We start from the raw sequence: 14,458 nt of genomic DNA, 5'->3' as shown, positions 1-14,458 counted from the left end.
ACATGCTACGATCTCTCATTAAGAAAAAGCAGCCGTCTTGTCGACAAAACCAATGAAATCGAGCTTCCTGGAAGCATTACAAAAACAACCCTAGGAAGTTCGAAAGCTCGCAGATTGCACGCATGTTTGCACTTCAGGACAAGGCTGCGGAACCGGCATTCCTTTCGAGAAGATCCTGAACCAGAGCATTCGGAAACCGCCGTCGCTGGGTGATGGCGAAAAAGGTTTCCTTGATCCGGGGATGTTCTTTGGCCTCGACAAGCCGACCCGAGGTCAATTCGTCTTTCACGACGATCGGTGCGACCAGCGCCAACCCGATGTTTTCCCGGGCCAGAAGACGCATCATCGCCATATCGTCGACCTCGGCGGCGATCTGCGGACGTACGGACAACCGGCTGGCCATCGCGTCAAATGCGGTGCGCACGCTGCTGTCGGTGGTTGGCAGAATGAACGGTTGCTCGGCGAGCAAATCGCGGATCGGGCGCTCCGGATCAAGCCGCTCGGGCGCGCCGACGATGCTGACCTCCTGCTCTCCGATCTGATGGGTTTCGTAAGGCGTCAGACTGTCGTCCGGGGGCGGGCGGTTCATCAGCACCAGGTCAAGATTGAGCGTTCCCAATCCTTCCAGCAATTCGGTCGGGCTGCCTGAACGCAGAATGACCTCGACATCCAGACGTGACAGGATCGGCCTCAGAAAGCCGATCTGAAAGTTGCGCGACAAGGTTGCAAGCGCGCCGACGCGCAGCGCCTTGCGATCCCGCACCGTGCCTCCAAGGGTCGCGACAAGTTCCTGTCCCGTCGAGAAAATTGCATCCGCGTGATCCAGCGCGATCCGCCCCGCTTCGGTCAGGTGCAGTTGTCGCCCGCGCCGGTCGAACAGAGCGTGCCCAAGCCGTTCTTCCAATTGCTTGATCTGAACCGACAAGGCGGATTGCGAGAGGTTCAGCCGCTGCGCCGTACGCGTCAGGTTCCCGTCGTGCGCGACGGCCCAAAAGTAACGGAGATGGTGATAGTTCAACGGCATTCGTTAGATTTTATAGAACGTAAAATGAAAAACAATGAATTTTTACTATCGGGCCGTCTCCCCTAAGCCATTGCGAAAGGTCGCTGACCGCGAATTTCAAAGGAGTCCGATGATGGCTTATCTGTTTTTACCCCTTCTGAGCCCGCTCGTCCTGCTGATGGCCGCGTTCTATGCGGCGCGCCATCCCGGGAAACGTCCCGGACGAGTGCCTGCCCTGACCGAGGCCGCTGCATTCGCCGCATTCGCGATGGCGGCCGTGGCTGCAACGCTCCTTGTGGTCAAAGGCTCCGGCACCTCGGCCCTGATCGGGTTATTCGGTGTTGGACTGTCGGTGCGGCTCGATGCGGTGAGCGCGGTGATGCTGGTTCTGGTCAGCTTCATCGGCTGGATCGTGCTGCGCTATTCCAGGACCTACATGGACGGTGAGGATCGGCAAGGCGCCTTCACGGGCTGGATGTCTGCGACATTGGCCGCTGTCCTGCTGCTGGTCATGTCCGGCAATCTCTTTCAGATGTTCGCGGCCTGGACGCTGACCAGCCTGTCGCTGAACCGGTTGCTGCTGTTTTATCCCGAACGCGCTACAGCACAGCGCGCCGCCCGCAAGAAAGCCATCGTCGCACGGTTGAGCGAGGGCGCATTGGCCGGTGCCGTGGTCCTGCTGATCGCGGCAACCGGGACCACTGATATTGAAACGCTTCTTGCCAGCGCTGAGGCCGATTGGCTGACTATGGGAGCAGCTCTCCTGCTTGCCCTGTCGGCCGTACTAGCCTCGGCGCAATTCCCGATACACGGATGGCTGACCGAGGTGATGGAGGCGCCCACGCCGGTCTCTGCCCTGCTGCATGCGGGCGTCATCAATGCGGGCGGCTTCCTGTTGATCCGCTTTGCCGACGTGATGCTGCTGGCCCCGGGTGTCATGGCGCTTCTCGTTATGCTCGGAGGGTTCACCGCACTTTTTGGTGGTCTGGTGATGCTGGCCCAACCGGCGGTCAAAACCTCGCTGGCATGGTCGACCATCGCGCAGATGGCTTTCATGATCATGCAATGCGGCCTGGCGCTGTTCCCGCTGGCTCTCCTGCATATCGTGGCGCATTCGCTCTACAAGGCGCATGCCTTCCTCAGTTCCGGTGAGGCAGTGCGCAATGTCGCGGCAATCGCCCGCCCCGGACCAATTGCGGTTCCGAGCGCCCGCAACGTCGTGCAAGCATTTGTCATTGCCATCGCGATCTATGGTCTGGTTGGCACGGTTATTGGGTTTGACGGCAAGTCGGTTCAGGCCATCGCCCTGGGCGTCATCCTGATCTTCGGTGTCGCCTACTTGCTGGCGCAGGGCTTTGCCGATGCGGCGCCGCGCGCGCTGACGCAGCGCATCGTGGTCTACGCGCTGGTGACGTCGGTGAGCTATTTCGCCCTTCAGGTTATCGCCCAGTCTCTGACCGCTGGCAGCCTGCCTCCGACCCCAAACCCCGGCCCGCTGGAATGGGCGCTGATCCTGCTCGCTCTGATCAGTTTCGGAGTGGTCGCTGTGGCACAGGCGACCTTCCCCCTGTGGGCATCGCACCCGGCCGCAACAGGTCTGCGCGTGCACCTGACCAACGGCCTTTATGCCAATGCAATCTTCGACAAGCTTCTGGACGGATGGTCCAAGCGGTCTGCAGCCTGAAAGGAACCGACCTCATGTTTGCCAAACTCGAGACCTACCCCGCCGCCCTGCTGGAGCTCGTCGCAGAGGCCAACACGGCTGCCAAGGCGATCCCGCCGTTGTTCCCTCTATCTGCCAATGTCGCAGTGAACCCGTTTCTGGGTCAGAGCGATGAGCCGCTTGCAGTCACCGCCGCGCGTCTCGCGCGGGTCGGGGGCGCCCGGGCGATCCCACCACGTACGCATTGGGCAGGCAAAATCAGCGCGGGCGAAATTTGCGACACAGATCTGAAGGAGGCATTGGCTTCGATCAAAGGCCAGTTCAACGTGCCAAGCCTGCAGGAGCTGAAAGCGTCTCTCGACGATGAGAGCCCCGCGCCCAAAGCCCTTCCTACCGTGGCAGAACTGGCAGCGGATGTCTCCGGCATCGACTGGCCCGGGCTTATTGATGACCGCATCGGCGTTTGGGCCGCCAGTCACTTCGATCAGGGGCAGGCACTCTGGAAACAGGCAGGCAGCGGTGGCCCCTTCAGGGCTTGGCGCGACTTCGCCTCGCGCGATCTGACGCCCGAGATTCAGGGGCTTACGGGCTTTTGCACTTTTGTTGCTGACACCAACCGTTCGCATTGGCGCGCTATTGGTCGCGCTTCGGAAAGGCTTGGCGTCACCACTGCTGCTGCGCCTACCGCGTTCCACCGCTGGCTGATGACGCTGGGCGGATGGGCGCAATACGGGCGCTATCTGTTGTGGCAGGCGGAACTGGAAGGCAAAGCGAACAGCAGCGTGACCGAACTTCTGGCCATCCGGATGGTCTTCGACGAAGCTCTGTTCGACCTCTACGAAGACCAGATTGCAGCACGTTGGGCAGATGTGGTCGCGGCCCATCAGAGCCCAGTTACTCCGCCCCGGGATCTTGTCATCGATGCGGTGCTGCAGGACGCCGCAGAACGGGCCGAGCAGCGCGTGCTGGCCGACAGGCTGTCCTGTGGTACAGCGCGTAAGGGCGAGACGCGCCCGGCCGTGCAGGCGGCCTTCTGTATCGATGTGCGTTCGGAAGTCTTCCGCCGCGCATTGGAAGCGCAGGATGAAAGCATCGAGACGATCGGCTTTGCCGGTTTCTTTGGCCTGGCCAGCGCCCATAAGGCCGCCGGATCGGATGTGACCGAATTGCGCGGTCCGGTTCTCTTGCAGCCGGGGCTGAATTCACAGGCAGCCGAACCCGAAACGGCAAACCTGAACCGCCGCTATGGCGCCCGGGCCAAACGCGCCTGGGGCCGGTTCAAGCTGGCCGCAGTGTCGTCCTTTGCCTTTGTCGAGGCGTCGGGGCCGCTTTATGCAGGCAAGCTTGTTCGGGATGCTCTCGGTTTCGGCAATAAAACCGCGGAAGACCCTGCGCCGGAGATGGATCCCGCGCTCAATCTCGAATCCCGTGTTGAAATGGCAAAATCGGTGCTGACCGCCATGTCTCTCACGGATGAATTTGCGCCGATCGTATTGCTGGTCGGCCACGGCGCCGATGTCACCAACAATCCTCATCAAAGCGCCCTGCAGTGTGGCGCTTGTGGCGGTCACGCGGGGGACGTGAATGCCCGCCTACTGGCGAGCCTGTTGAATAATCAGGACGTCCGGACTGGGTTGCGTGACAACGGGATCAATATCCCTTCGGATACGGCATTCCTGCCCGCGCTGCACCATACGACCACCGACAAAGTGACCCTGTTTGAACAGGATCTGCCGCCGGAAACGCCCATTGACCTTAGCCAGCTGAAGGCCTGGCTTACCGCCGCCGGAGCGCTCGCCCGGGCAGAGCGTTCCCAGCGCCTGCCGCGCGCCGCGGGCGCAGCGCATGTCGCGCAGCGGGCTCGGGACTGGGCCGAAACCCGCCCCGAATGGGGCCTGGCCGGATGCCGTGCCTTTGTCGCCGCGCCGCGCCGCCGAACCGATGGGGCAGACCTGTCCGGGCAGGCTTTCCTACATAATTACGACTGGCGGCGGGATGATGGCTTTGGCGTGCTTGAATTGATCCTGACGGCGCCCGTCGTGGTCGCCAGCTGGATCAGCCTTCAGTATTACGGTTCAACCGTGGCGCCGGGCTTGTTCGGTGGCGGCAACAAGCTGCTCCACAACGTAGTGGGCGGCATCGGCGTTCTGGAAGGCAACACGGGCGCTCCGCGTCCGGGTCTGCCGTGGCAGTCAGTGCATGACGGTGACGGCTTTCAGCACGATCCGCTACGCCTGTCGGTAATCGTGGAGGCTCCGCGCGAAGCCATGTCCGAGATCCTGCGGCGCCATCCCGGCGTCCGCGCCTTGTTTGACAATGGCTGGCTGCACCTCATCGCAATGGATGACGAAGGCAAGCTGGCTTGGCGCTATTGCGGCGACTTGGAATGGTCACGCTTCAAGGATCAATCCGCCGACGCGCGCGCAATAGCAGCGGAATAGTCCGTTTCCCCCGCCTGGAAATAGCTTTGGCGCACCTTCGTTCTGCTTCATGCAGAATGAAGGTACCTCGCATTGTTTCCTATCGGTAATTTCAGGAGTCTAAGACGCTATAGGTACAGAGATGCAGCGGGCCAATAACCTCCCTGCACGCAATTTCATCCACTTTGCCCCGCTGAACGGCCCATCTGACATGTTCCAAGGCCGCATGTGCGACGAAGGGCGCTTTTTTGATGCCGCCACGCGGCGAATAGGCCCGGCTTCAACCGGCTTAGAGGCTGACTTTGCAAATGACGCTGTATGCGCCAAAGTTACCCCGGCGCACGAATCCGGGTCGCCCCTCGTGCCGGTGTCCGCATTGTCGCAGCTGAAGTTGCGCGGTTGCGATTTACACCGGTTCTGCTATCGACCTTTGATATGAAGGTGATGCACTCCATCTGGTGGCTTCGCACGCTGGCCGTGCTGCTGACGGTTGCCTTGGCAACGTCGGGTTTTGCGCATCGCTTTGCAACACCGGAACAGCAGGCTGCACTGGATTATGCCCAAACCTATGGGCTGGACATCTCGTCGATCTGTGGAGATTTCGAGGATGCCGACAGCACGCAAACCTGTGACGCCTGCCGACTGCATTCGGCTATCTCACTGCCAGAGCCAGCTGTTGCCCTCATCCTTGCCGAATTGTCTTGTGATCCGGCAGATTGGGTGCCGCAGCCACCTGTTCTGAACGCCCTCACCGCCGAAGCAGCACGCCCGGCACGAGCACCTCCGATCGTCTGAATTTTCCCGACCTATTGGTGAAAAATCCGGCCCGTGCGCCGGAGCAGACTCTGGAGACATCCATGAATATCGCTCTTATTGCGGCTCTTGCCGCCACCTGTGACGTCACTGCGCGCTCTACGGGAATAAGGTAGAACCGGCGTTCATGGGCGATCCCGCCGACAGGCTGGGTCGTTCCTGGATGGACCATTTCGGCGACTGATCCTTGTTCTTTCTCAGTCTCATAACACGCGCGCTGCTGCTCTTGGCGCTGCTCGGCTCGTCCACAGTGCCGGACGGGCTTATGCGCGCTCAAGGCCCCGAAGGCATGCGGTTGGTGCTTTGCACGCCCGACGGCACGCAGGAGGTCTGGCTGACCGATGCGGGCGAGATCATCCCTGCCGAGGATGAGCAGCCCGCCCGTGATGATCACGACGGGCCGCATTGCGTCCAAGTCAGCGTCGCCGGAACCGTGCCCTCTTCGAACGTCGGTCTTTTGATCCAAATGCCGCTTCGGCCTTTGGCGCTGCCAACAGGTTCGGCGCAACGTCCAGTTTCGCAAGATCTTCCAAATCAACACCGCAGCCGCGCGCCGCCTCTTCCCGTCTGATCCTTCAGCCGGGGCCCAGCGCCCCTTGTCCGTCAGTCAAAGACAAGGAACCCAACATGACTGCGATGATACACCCGTGGCCGGACCACAGGGTCTTCAGAATTGCCTCAAGACTCGCCCTGTTCCGGGGAATGAGGTCTGCCGAGATGCGCTCAATCCAGCGCAAATTCACAACCGAAAAATACCGTGATGGCGAAACACTGGCCTGCAAGGGCGTGGATGCGCCATTCATGGGGATCGTCCGATCCGGCATGCTGCGCGAGGACAGGCCGACGCCGCAGGGGCGCACGCATCTGCTCGCCCTGACCTTTGCCAACGAAGCGCTGGCGCCGCTGGGCTGCGTCCGTGCCAAATGCACGCTGACCGCCGTTGGTGAGACCGAGGTCATGACCTGCGACCAACGCACATTCGAGGAACTGGCCAGCGCCATTCCCCGGCTGCAGCTGAACCTCTTGCATCTGATACAGGACCAGCTGGCGCAGGCGCAGGACTGGCAGCTGCTGCTGGGGCGCAAGACCGCCAGCGAACGCGTGGCCTCGATGCTGGTCTCCTTCCACCAGCGCCACGGGCGACCGGACGAGATGCACCTGCCGATGAGCCGCGCTGATCTGGGACAGTTGACCGGCCTGACGCTGGAAACCGTCTCGCGGCAGATGCGGGCGCTGGAAAAGGCGGGGTTGATTGCCATGCCGCTACCCACCCGTGTCCGCGTTCTGGACGCCGTAGCCCTTCACGAGCTGACCGGCGATGCGCCTGCACGCGTCGCCGCCTGACCTTTTCATAACACAGGGAGAAACCATGAAACTTGCACTGACAACCTGCCTCGCCACGCTGCTGACAACCGCCGCATGGGCCGAGATCACCATCACCGACCTGCGCGACCGCACCGTCACGCTCGAAGCTCCGGCGGAACGCGTGCTGCTGGGCTTTTACTACGAGGATTACCTCGCGGTCGTCGGCGACGGCGCGGTGGACAAGCTGGTCGGCCTGTCGCGCGGTCCCTGGGCCGACTGGCGCCCGAAACAATGGGACGCCTACACGCAAGTCTTTCCACAGCTGGCTGAGCTGCCCGATGTGGGCGACACAGAAAACAGCACCATGTCCATCGAGGCCGCCATCGCCGCAGACCCGGATCTGGTGATCCTTGCAGGCTGGGAGTACGACGCGCTTGGTGAAAGCGCGGCGCAGTTCGATACAGCGGATATTCCCGTACTCGTGCTCGATTACAACGCGCAGACGCTTGAGGCGCACCTGGCCTCGACCCGCGCGCTGGGGATGGCGATGGGCACTGAAGAGCGCGCCGAGACGCTTGCAACGCTCTATGCCGAGATGACTGCAGACACCGCTGCGCGGGTAGAACAGTCAACCGAGGCACCAAAGGTCTATGTCGAACTGGCACAGAAAGGCCCGGACGAGGTCGGAAACTCCTATGCAGGCGGCATGTGGGGCGGAGTTATCGACCGGCTCAAGGGGCAGAACATCGCCAATGGCCAGATCGAGAACTGGGGGCCGCTGTCGCCGGAATACGTGCTGTCCGAGGCCCCCGAGGTGATCCTTCTCTCCGGCTCTGAATGGCTGAACCGTCCTGCCTCGGTCCCGATGGGTTTTGGCGCGGACAAGGCGCTGGCGAACGAACGCATCGGTGCCTATCTCGGTCGCCCCGGCTGGTCAGACCTGCCCGCAGTCGAAAACGGCAAGGTCTACGGCATCTATCACGGCGGCTCGCGCACGCTGTCTGATTTTGCCTATTTCCGTTTCCTTGGAAAGGCGATGCACCCGGCGACCTTTGCCGATGTCGACCCGCAGGCCGAACTGGCGAAGTTCTACGCCGACTGGCTGCCGATCACGCCCGAGGGCACCTTCATGATGCAGGCGGAATGAGTATCGCGGTAAGTGAAGGGAGCGGTTTCGACCGCACCCGCATCACCCGGATGGGGGCGGTCTGTGCCGCCCTCACCATCCTGGCGGCCCTGATGGTGGTGGACCTTGTGACCGGTCCCGCCGGTCTGCCTTTGTCCGATGTCCTGAAGGGCCTGCGCGATGGCCCGGATGCAGAGAACCGCCGCCTCGCGACGATCCTGTGGCATCTTCGCATGCCGCAGACCCTGACGGCTGCACTGGTGGGGGCTGCCCTGGGGATCGCCGGGCTGATGATGCAGACCATCCTCAATAACCCTCTGGCCAGCCCCTATACGCTGGGCTTTTCCGCCGCTGCCGGTTTCGGCGCAGCACTGGTGATCCTGTTCGGTACGGCACTGCCGGTGGCGATGTGGATCGGCGTACCGCTCGCGGCCTTTGCCGCCACGCTGGTCGCAGCTGGACTTGTCTACCTCGTCGCGCACCTGCGCGGCGCCTCGCCCGAGATGCTGGTACTGGCGGGCATAGCGGTGCTCTTCCTGTTCCAGTCACTGCAATCGCTGCTGCAATTCATGGCGGCCCCCGAAGTGCTGCAACAGATCGTCTTCTGGCTGTTCGGCAGCCTGCTCAAGGCGACCTGGACATCGGTGCAGGTCTTGTCCACGATCCTTGCCGTGACCCTGCCATTGATTGCCCGTGAGGTGTGGAACCTGACCTCACTGCGCCTTGGCGAAGGCAATGCTGCAAGCCTTGGCCTGAACGTCGAAAGGTTGCGCCTGCGGGTGCTGGTGATAATCGCGCTTCTGACTGCCGGTGCCGTCAGCTTTACCGGCACCATCGGTTTTGTCGGCCTGATCGCCCCGCATGTCGGGCGCGCTCTGGTGGGCGAAGATCACCGTTTCGGCCTGCCGATGGCAGCGATCATGGGCGCTGTGGTGCTGGTCGCCGCCTCCGTACTGGGCAAGGTCATCTCGCCCGGTGCGGTGATTCCGGTGGGCATCATCACCGCCATCGCGGGTATTCCGATGCTGCTTGCAATCATCCTGCTGAAGAGGCGTACATGAGTTTGGTTCTGGAGAATTTCACCGTTGATGCCGGGCGCCGCCGCTTGCTGCGGATTGAAAGGCTAGAGCTGCCCTCGAGCGGGCTCGTTGCGGTAATTGGCCCAAACGGTGCAGGCAAATCCACCCTGCTGAAGGCTCTTGCCGGGGTTCAGCGCCACGGCGGCACCAAGGCGCTGGACCAGAACTGGCCTGCGCCTGAACGCATCGGATTCATGCCACAGGATTTTACCGTGAAGGCAGCCATGAGCGTCGCGGAATGTGTGCTGCTTGGGCGACGCGAAAGGCTCGGTTGGCGCATCACAGCGCGGGAGCGCGCCGAAGTTGCCCAGATGCTGGAGATGTTAAACCTGTCACACCTCGCCGATCATCGGATGGATAGTCTGTCAGGGGGCCAGCAACAGCGCGTTCTTCTGGCGCAACGCCTGATCCGCAATCCCCGCCTGCTGATCCTCGACGAACCCACCAGTGCGCTGGACCTGCACCACCAACTCGAGGTGCTCGAACAGTTGCAAAGGCTTGCGCAGAGCAGGCTCGTGCTCGCGGCCTTGCACGACCTGACCTTGGCAGCCCGTTATGCGGATCAGACGGTATTTCTTGAAACCGGCAGGCTGGCCGTGGCTGGACCAACCTCACAGGTTCTGCGGTCGCCCTGCCTGGACCGGGCCTATCAGATCGACAGTGAGATTCTCCGTGATCGCGATGGCGGGCCAGTCTTCGTCGCGCACCAAGCTCGGTCGCCGAAATATTGAAGTATTGTAGATCAGCGTTCCCAAGTGTGAGCCCAAGACGCCGAAGGTTTGATCTAGCAGGTTATCAATCTCGACGCGGCAGATCACTCAGATACCGCATGTACCCGCCGCACTAGCCTTTACCCTGCCGCATCCTTTGGTCGCGCTTTGAAAATGCCTTAGGGGTCTCGCGAAAACAGCACTTTCTCCGCGTCCGAAAAGCCCACCCCATACAGCACCCGAGAATTCACGCTTGCCTCATCAACGCACCACAGACTCCCCAATGTTTTCCTCAGTCGTGTTTCGTGCCAGATCCTTCAGGATGGGGCAATCCGGGCGGTGATCTCCCGCGCAGGCGTGCACCAATTGATCCAGCGTATCACGCATAGACTGGAGCTGAGTGATCTTCTCGTCGATCTGGGCCAGATGCTCTTCGGCAATGCGCTTGACCTGCGCGCTTTCCCGGCCCTCGTCCTCGTATAGCGCCATCAGCGCCCGGCAAGTGCCGATGGAAAAACCAAGCGCGCGGGCGCGGCCGAGGAAGGCCAGCTTGTGCAGATCCTGTTCACGAAAGCTGCGATACCCGTTCTCGCTACGCTGCGGGTGGATCAGGCCAATATCCTCGTAGTAGCGGATCGTTTTTGCGGGCAGTCCTGATCGCCGTGATACGTCACCGATATTCATTCCAGCCCCCTGTCATTCCGCCGGAACATGCGCGTTGCCTGCGCGGGCGCCGCTGGCCCCGGCTTTTTCATCCATGGCCGGTGCTACGCGGCGCAGGCGCAGCGCGTTGGTCAGGACAAAGACCGACGACAGCGCCATCGCCCCTGCCGCCAGCATCGGCGACAGCAGCACCCCGAAGGCGGGATACAGCACGCCCGCCGCAACCGGCACCAGCGCGGTATTGTACCCGAAGGCCCAGAACAGGTTCTGACGAATGTTGCGCATAGTGCGGCGAGAGACCTCGAAGGCGTTGACCACACCGCGCAGATCGCCCGACATCAGCACCACATCAGCGCTTTCGATGGCCACATCCGTGCCGGTACCGATGGCGATGCCGACATCGGCATGGGCCAGCGCAGGGGCGTCATTGATACCATCCCCGACAAAGGCGATCTGGCGCCCTTGCCGCAATTCGTCCAGCGCCGCGACCTTGCCGTCGGGCAGAACGCCTGCGATCACGTGGTCGATGCCGGTTTCGCGGGCGATGGCCTCGGCTGTCTCGCGCTTGTCGCCAGTGATCATGGCGACCTTCAGCCCTTTTTCGTGCAGCGCAGCGATGGCCGCGCGGCTGGCCGGTTTCACCGGGTCGGCCACGCCGATCACCGCCGCAAGCCGCCCGTCAACTGCCGCGTAGAGCGCGGTACGCCCGCGTTTGGCAAGCTCGGTCTCCTGCGACGCCAGCGCCGTCGTGTCGATGCCTTCGCGTGTCATGAACCGGTCGGCCCCCACCAGCACCTGCGCCCCTTCAACCATGGCGCGCACGCCGTGGCCGGTGATCGAGGTGAAATCGCCCGCCTCGGCGCGTGGTGCGCCCTCGGCGCGGGCGGCGCGGACGATGGCTTCGGCGATCGGATGCTCCGAGCGCTCCTCCACTGCGGCGATTTTGGACAGCACCTCCGCCCGTTCAAAACCTGTCGCGAGAACAAGATCGGTCAGTTCCGGGCGGCCCTCGGTCACGGTGCCGGTCTTGTCCAGCGCCACGACCTCGACCGTGTCCAGCTGTTGCAGCGCGTCGCCCTTACGGAACAACACGCCCATCTCAGCGGCGCGGCCGGTGCCCACCATGATGGAAGTTGGCGTGGCCAGACCCATGGCACAGGGGCAGGCAATGATCAGCACCGATACGCCTGCGACCAACGCCAGCGTCAGCGCGGGCGACGGGCCGAAGATCAGCCAGACGAGGATGGTTAGGGTCGCGGCGGCCATCACTGCGGGCACGAACCACAGGGTGATCCGGTCAACCAACCCCTGGATCGGCAGCTTGGCGCCCTGCGCCTCTTCGACCATGCGGATGATTTGGCTGAGGGTGGTGTCACCGCCAACCCGCGTGGCGCGGAACTGCAGGCTTCCTGCGCCGTTCACGGTACCGCCGGTGACGGCATCACCAGCGGTCTTTTCCGCTGGAACCGGCTCGCCTGTCAGCATGCTTTCGTCGACGTGGCTGCTGCCCTCGATCACCTCGCCATCCACGGCAATGCGCTCGCCCGGGCGGACGACGATGATGTCGCCCTGCACCAGCTCATCGACAGAGACCTCGGTGCTCTCGCCGCCCCGCATCACGCGGGCGGTGCGCACCTGCAGCCCCAGCAGTTTCTGGATCGCGGCGCCCGTGCGCCCCTTGGCGCGCGCCTCAAGGAAGCGCCCCAGCAGGATCAGCACGACGATGACTGCTGCCGCCTCGAAATAGACCGCACGCACCGCGTCCGGCAAAAGCGCAGGCAGGAAGGTTGCGACAACGGAGTAAAGATAGGCCGCCCCGGTACCCACCGCGACAAGGCTGTTCATGTCCGGCGCACCCTTCAGCAGCGCGGGGAAGCCTTTGAGATAGAAAATCCGACCCGGCCCGATCAGCACCAGCGTCGTCAAGGCGAATTGCAACAGCCAGCTGGTCTGCTGACCGATAGTGGCGTTGATCCAGTGGTGAAAGGCCGGAAACACATGGCCGCCCATCTCAACCACAAAGACCGGCAGCGCAAGGGCAGCGGCATAGGCCATGCGCCGGGCAAGGCTGCGGGCCTCTTCGGCCTTGCGGGCTGTGCGATCCTCACCGCCCGCCGCCTCTGCCAAGGTCGCGGGATAGCCGACGTCCTTGCTGGCCGCCATCAGTTCGGCGGGGGTGACCGCGCCTTCGGCATAGCGCACGGTCGCGGTTTCAGATGCGAGGTTTACATTGACGTCAAGCACGCCCGGCACAGCCTCCAGCGCCTTGTCGACGCGCCCCACGCAAGAGGCACAGGACATCGATTCCACGTTCAGCGTTACCGATGCCACCCGCGCCGGGTAACCAAGCTTGTCGAGCGCCGCGATGGCGTCTGCGATGCGCTCCGGGTTGTCGGCAACCAGTCGTGCGGTTTCAGATGCAAGGTTGACCGAGACGTCATGGATGCCCTCAACCGCCGTCAGGCCGCGGTCCACGCGCCCAACGCAAGAGGCACAGGACATGCCTTCGACGGACAATGTAACAGGGGTTTGTTCGGGCATGACAGCCTCCTCGATTCTGTGTGGCTGTGCCTTACATGGTGGTTCTAGTCACTGGAAGGTCAAGGGCGCGTCAAAATTTTATCACAGGTCAGATCACGTCTTGACCTTCCCCTAACTGGAAGCCCCATCTCTCGCCCTGCAACCAAACCAGAGAGGGTTCGAAATGGAATTCAAGGTTCCGGACATGAGCTGCGGCCACTGCACTGCCGCCATCGAAAAATCCGTCAAGGCCGCCGATCCGGCCGCCACGATTGCCTGCGACCTCGGCGAACGCCTGGTGAAGATCGACAGCGCACTGTCGGCTGATCAGCTTACCGCCGTGATCAAGGACGCGGGCTACGACTCGCAGCCCGCTGCCGCCTGATCCAGTCCCGCGTCGGCCCCCTCCGGCGCGGGATCCCCATTATTCGGCGCGGTCCCGGGCTGTGCTCACCAGTTCAGAAAGCTGGTCCTTTTCAACAAACCCCGGCACCAGCGCATCCCCGACAACGAAGGACGGCGTTCCGTTGAAGCCAAGCGCCTGGGTCAGACGCATCGATGTGGCGATGTGTTCAGCCACTTCCGGCGCCTCCATGTCTTTTTTCAGCTGCTCAAGATCCAGCCCGACCTCTTCGGCGACGCGCAGGACCGTGGCCTCCTGGGCACGGCCCTTGATCGCCATCATCGCCCAGTGGAATTCTTCATATTTTCCCTGCGCCCGCGCCGCGAGCGCGGCCTTGGCGGCAAAGACCGAGCCGTCGCCAAGGATGGGCCATTCTCGGTAGACAAGCCGGATATTGGGATCTTCCTCGATCAGCGCCCTGACCTCGGGTTTTACCCGGCGGCAATAGGGGCAGTTGTAGTCGAAGAACTCCACCACGGTTACATCCCCCTCCGGATTGCCGAGGACCGGCGCATTCGGATCGCGTTCAATCAGGTCGCGCTGACTGCGCAGCACCTCTGCCTGGGTTTCTGCCTGTGCATCCGCCTGTTGTTTTTCCAGCAGAGCAACGGCCTCCATCACGATCTCGGGGTTCTCCCGTATCGTCTCCAGGACCAGCTCTCGGACGCGGGCCTCATCGAGTTCCTGCGAGAGTGCGGGTATCGGCAGCAACGTGGCCATCGCCAGTGCAAGGATCGGTGCCTTAAGGGTCAT

The 14,458-nt window shown here is 62.5% G+C and carries 13 protein-coding genes; 9 read left to right on the top strand and 4 right to left on the bottom strand.

Annotation, left to right across the window (positions count from 1 at the left end):
• Positions 1 to 133 precede the first annotated feature (133 nt).
• Entirely contained in the window at positions 134 to 1,024 is an 891-nt protein-coding gene (locus tag AC5SSZ_RS02640) for a LysR family transcriptional regulator (RefSeq protein ID WP_495436739.1), read from the bottom strand.
• A 112-nt stretch (positions 1,025 to 1,136) separates the two neighbouring features.
• Between AC5SSZ_RS02640 and AC5SSZ_RS02635 the strand changes: the two genes are divergently transcribed.
• The 8 genes from AC5SSZ_RS02635 (at position 1,137) to AC5SSZ_RS02600 (ending at position 10,140) form a co-directional block, all read left to right on the top strand.
• Complete coding sequence (locus tag AC5SSZ_RS02635) at positions 1,137 to 2,687, top strand: proton-conducting transporter transmembrane domain-containing protein (protein WP_495436737.1); 1,551 nt, start codon at positions 1,137 to 1,139, stop codon at positions 2,685 to 2,687.
• Between the two features lie 14 nt (positions 2,688 to 2,701).
• A complete protein-coding gene (locus tag AC5SSZ_RS02630; protein ID WP_495436735.1) occupies positions 2,702 to 5,107 on the top strand; it encodes a YbcC family protein in 2,406 nt (801 codons plus the stop codon).
• 414 nt (positions 5,108 to 5,521) lie between these two features.
• Entirely contained in the window at positions 5,522 to 5,881 is a 360-nt protein-coding gene (locus tag AC5SSZ_RS02625) for a polyketide synthase (protein ID WP_495436733.1), read from the top strand.
• Positions 5,882 to 6,086: 205 nt separating this feature from the next.
• Positions 6,087 to 6,470, top strand: a complete 384-nt coding sequence (locus AC5SSZ_RS02620; protein WP_274866308.1) for a DUF2946 family protein — start codon at positions 6,087 to 6,089, stop codon at positions 6,468 to 6,470.
• Between the two features lie 146 nt (positions 6,471 to 6,616).
• A complete protein-coding gene (locus AC5SSZ_RS02615) occupies positions 6,617 to 7,243 on the top strand; it encodes a Crp/Fnr family transcriptional regulator (RefSeq protein WP_495436731.1) in 627 nt (208 codons plus the stop codon).
• Positions 7,244 to 7,268: 25 nt separating this feature from the next.
• Entirely contained in the window at positions 7,269 to 8,351 is a 1,083-nt protein-coding gene (locus AC5SSZ_RS02610) for an ABC transporter substrate-binding protein (protein WP_495436729.1), read from the top strand.
• Positions 8,348 to 9,391 (top strand): FecCD family ABC transporter permease, encoded by a 1,044-nt coding sequence (locus tag AC5SSZ_RS02605; protein WP_495436727.1) that lies wholly within the window; start codon positions 8,348 to 8,350, stop codon positions 9,389 to 9,391. Before AC5SSZ_RS02610 ends, AC5SSZ_RS02605 begins: the two co-directional genes overlap by 4 nt.
• Positions 9,388 to 10,140: an ABC transporter ATP-binding protein gene (locus AC5SSZ_RS02600; protein ID WP_495436725.1), complete on the top strand. Its 753-nt coding sequence runs from the start codon at positions 9,388 to 9,390 to the stop codon at positions 10,138 to 10,140. Before AC5SSZ_RS02605 ends, AC5SSZ_RS02600 begins: the two co-directional genes overlap by 4 nt.
• Positions 10,141 to 10,380: 240 nt before the next feature.
• On the opposite strand, the gene cueR is transcribed toward AC5SSZ_RS02600, so the two are convergent.
• Positions 10,381 to 10,803: a Cu(I)-responsive transcriptional regulator gene (cueR, locus tag AC5SSZ_RS02595; RefSeq protein ID WP_495436723.1), complete on the bottom strand. Its 423-nt coding sequence runs from the start codon at positions 10,801 to 10,803 to the stop codon at positions 10,381 to 10,383.
• A gap of 12 nt (positions 10,804 to 10,815) precedes the next feature.
• Positions 10,816 to 13,323 (bottom strand): heavy metal translocating P-type ATPase, encoded by a 2,508-nt coding sequence (locus AC5SSZ_RS02590; protein ID WP_495436721.1) that lies wholly within the window; start codon positions 13,321 to 13,323, stop codon positions 10,816 to 10,818.
• Between the two features lie 163 nt (positions 13,324 to 13,486).
• On the opposite strand from AC5SSZ_RS02590, the gene AC5SSZ_RS02585 reads away from it, so the two are divergent.
• Positions 13,487 to 13,687 carry a heavy-metal-associated domain-containing protein gene (locus AC5SSZ_RS02585; RefSeq protein WP_495436719.1) on the top strand — a complete coding sequence of 67 codons (201 nt, stop codon included), beginning with the start codon at positions 13,487 to 13,489 and terminating at the stop codon, positions 13,685 to 13,687.
• Between the two features lie 39 nt (positions 13,688 to 13,726).
• On the opposite strand, the gene AC5SSZ_RS02580 is transcribed toward AC5SSZ_RS02585, so the two are convergent.
• A complete protein-coding gene (locus AC5SSZ_RS02580) occupies positions 13,727 to 14,458 on the bottom strand; it encodes a DsbA family protein (RefSeq protein ID WP_274832323.1) in 732 nt (243 codons plus the stop codon).

The organism is Phaeobacter sp. CC-HEC084, assembly GCF_059429255.1.
This window is presented reverse-complemented; position numbering and strand designations above follow the sequence as displayed.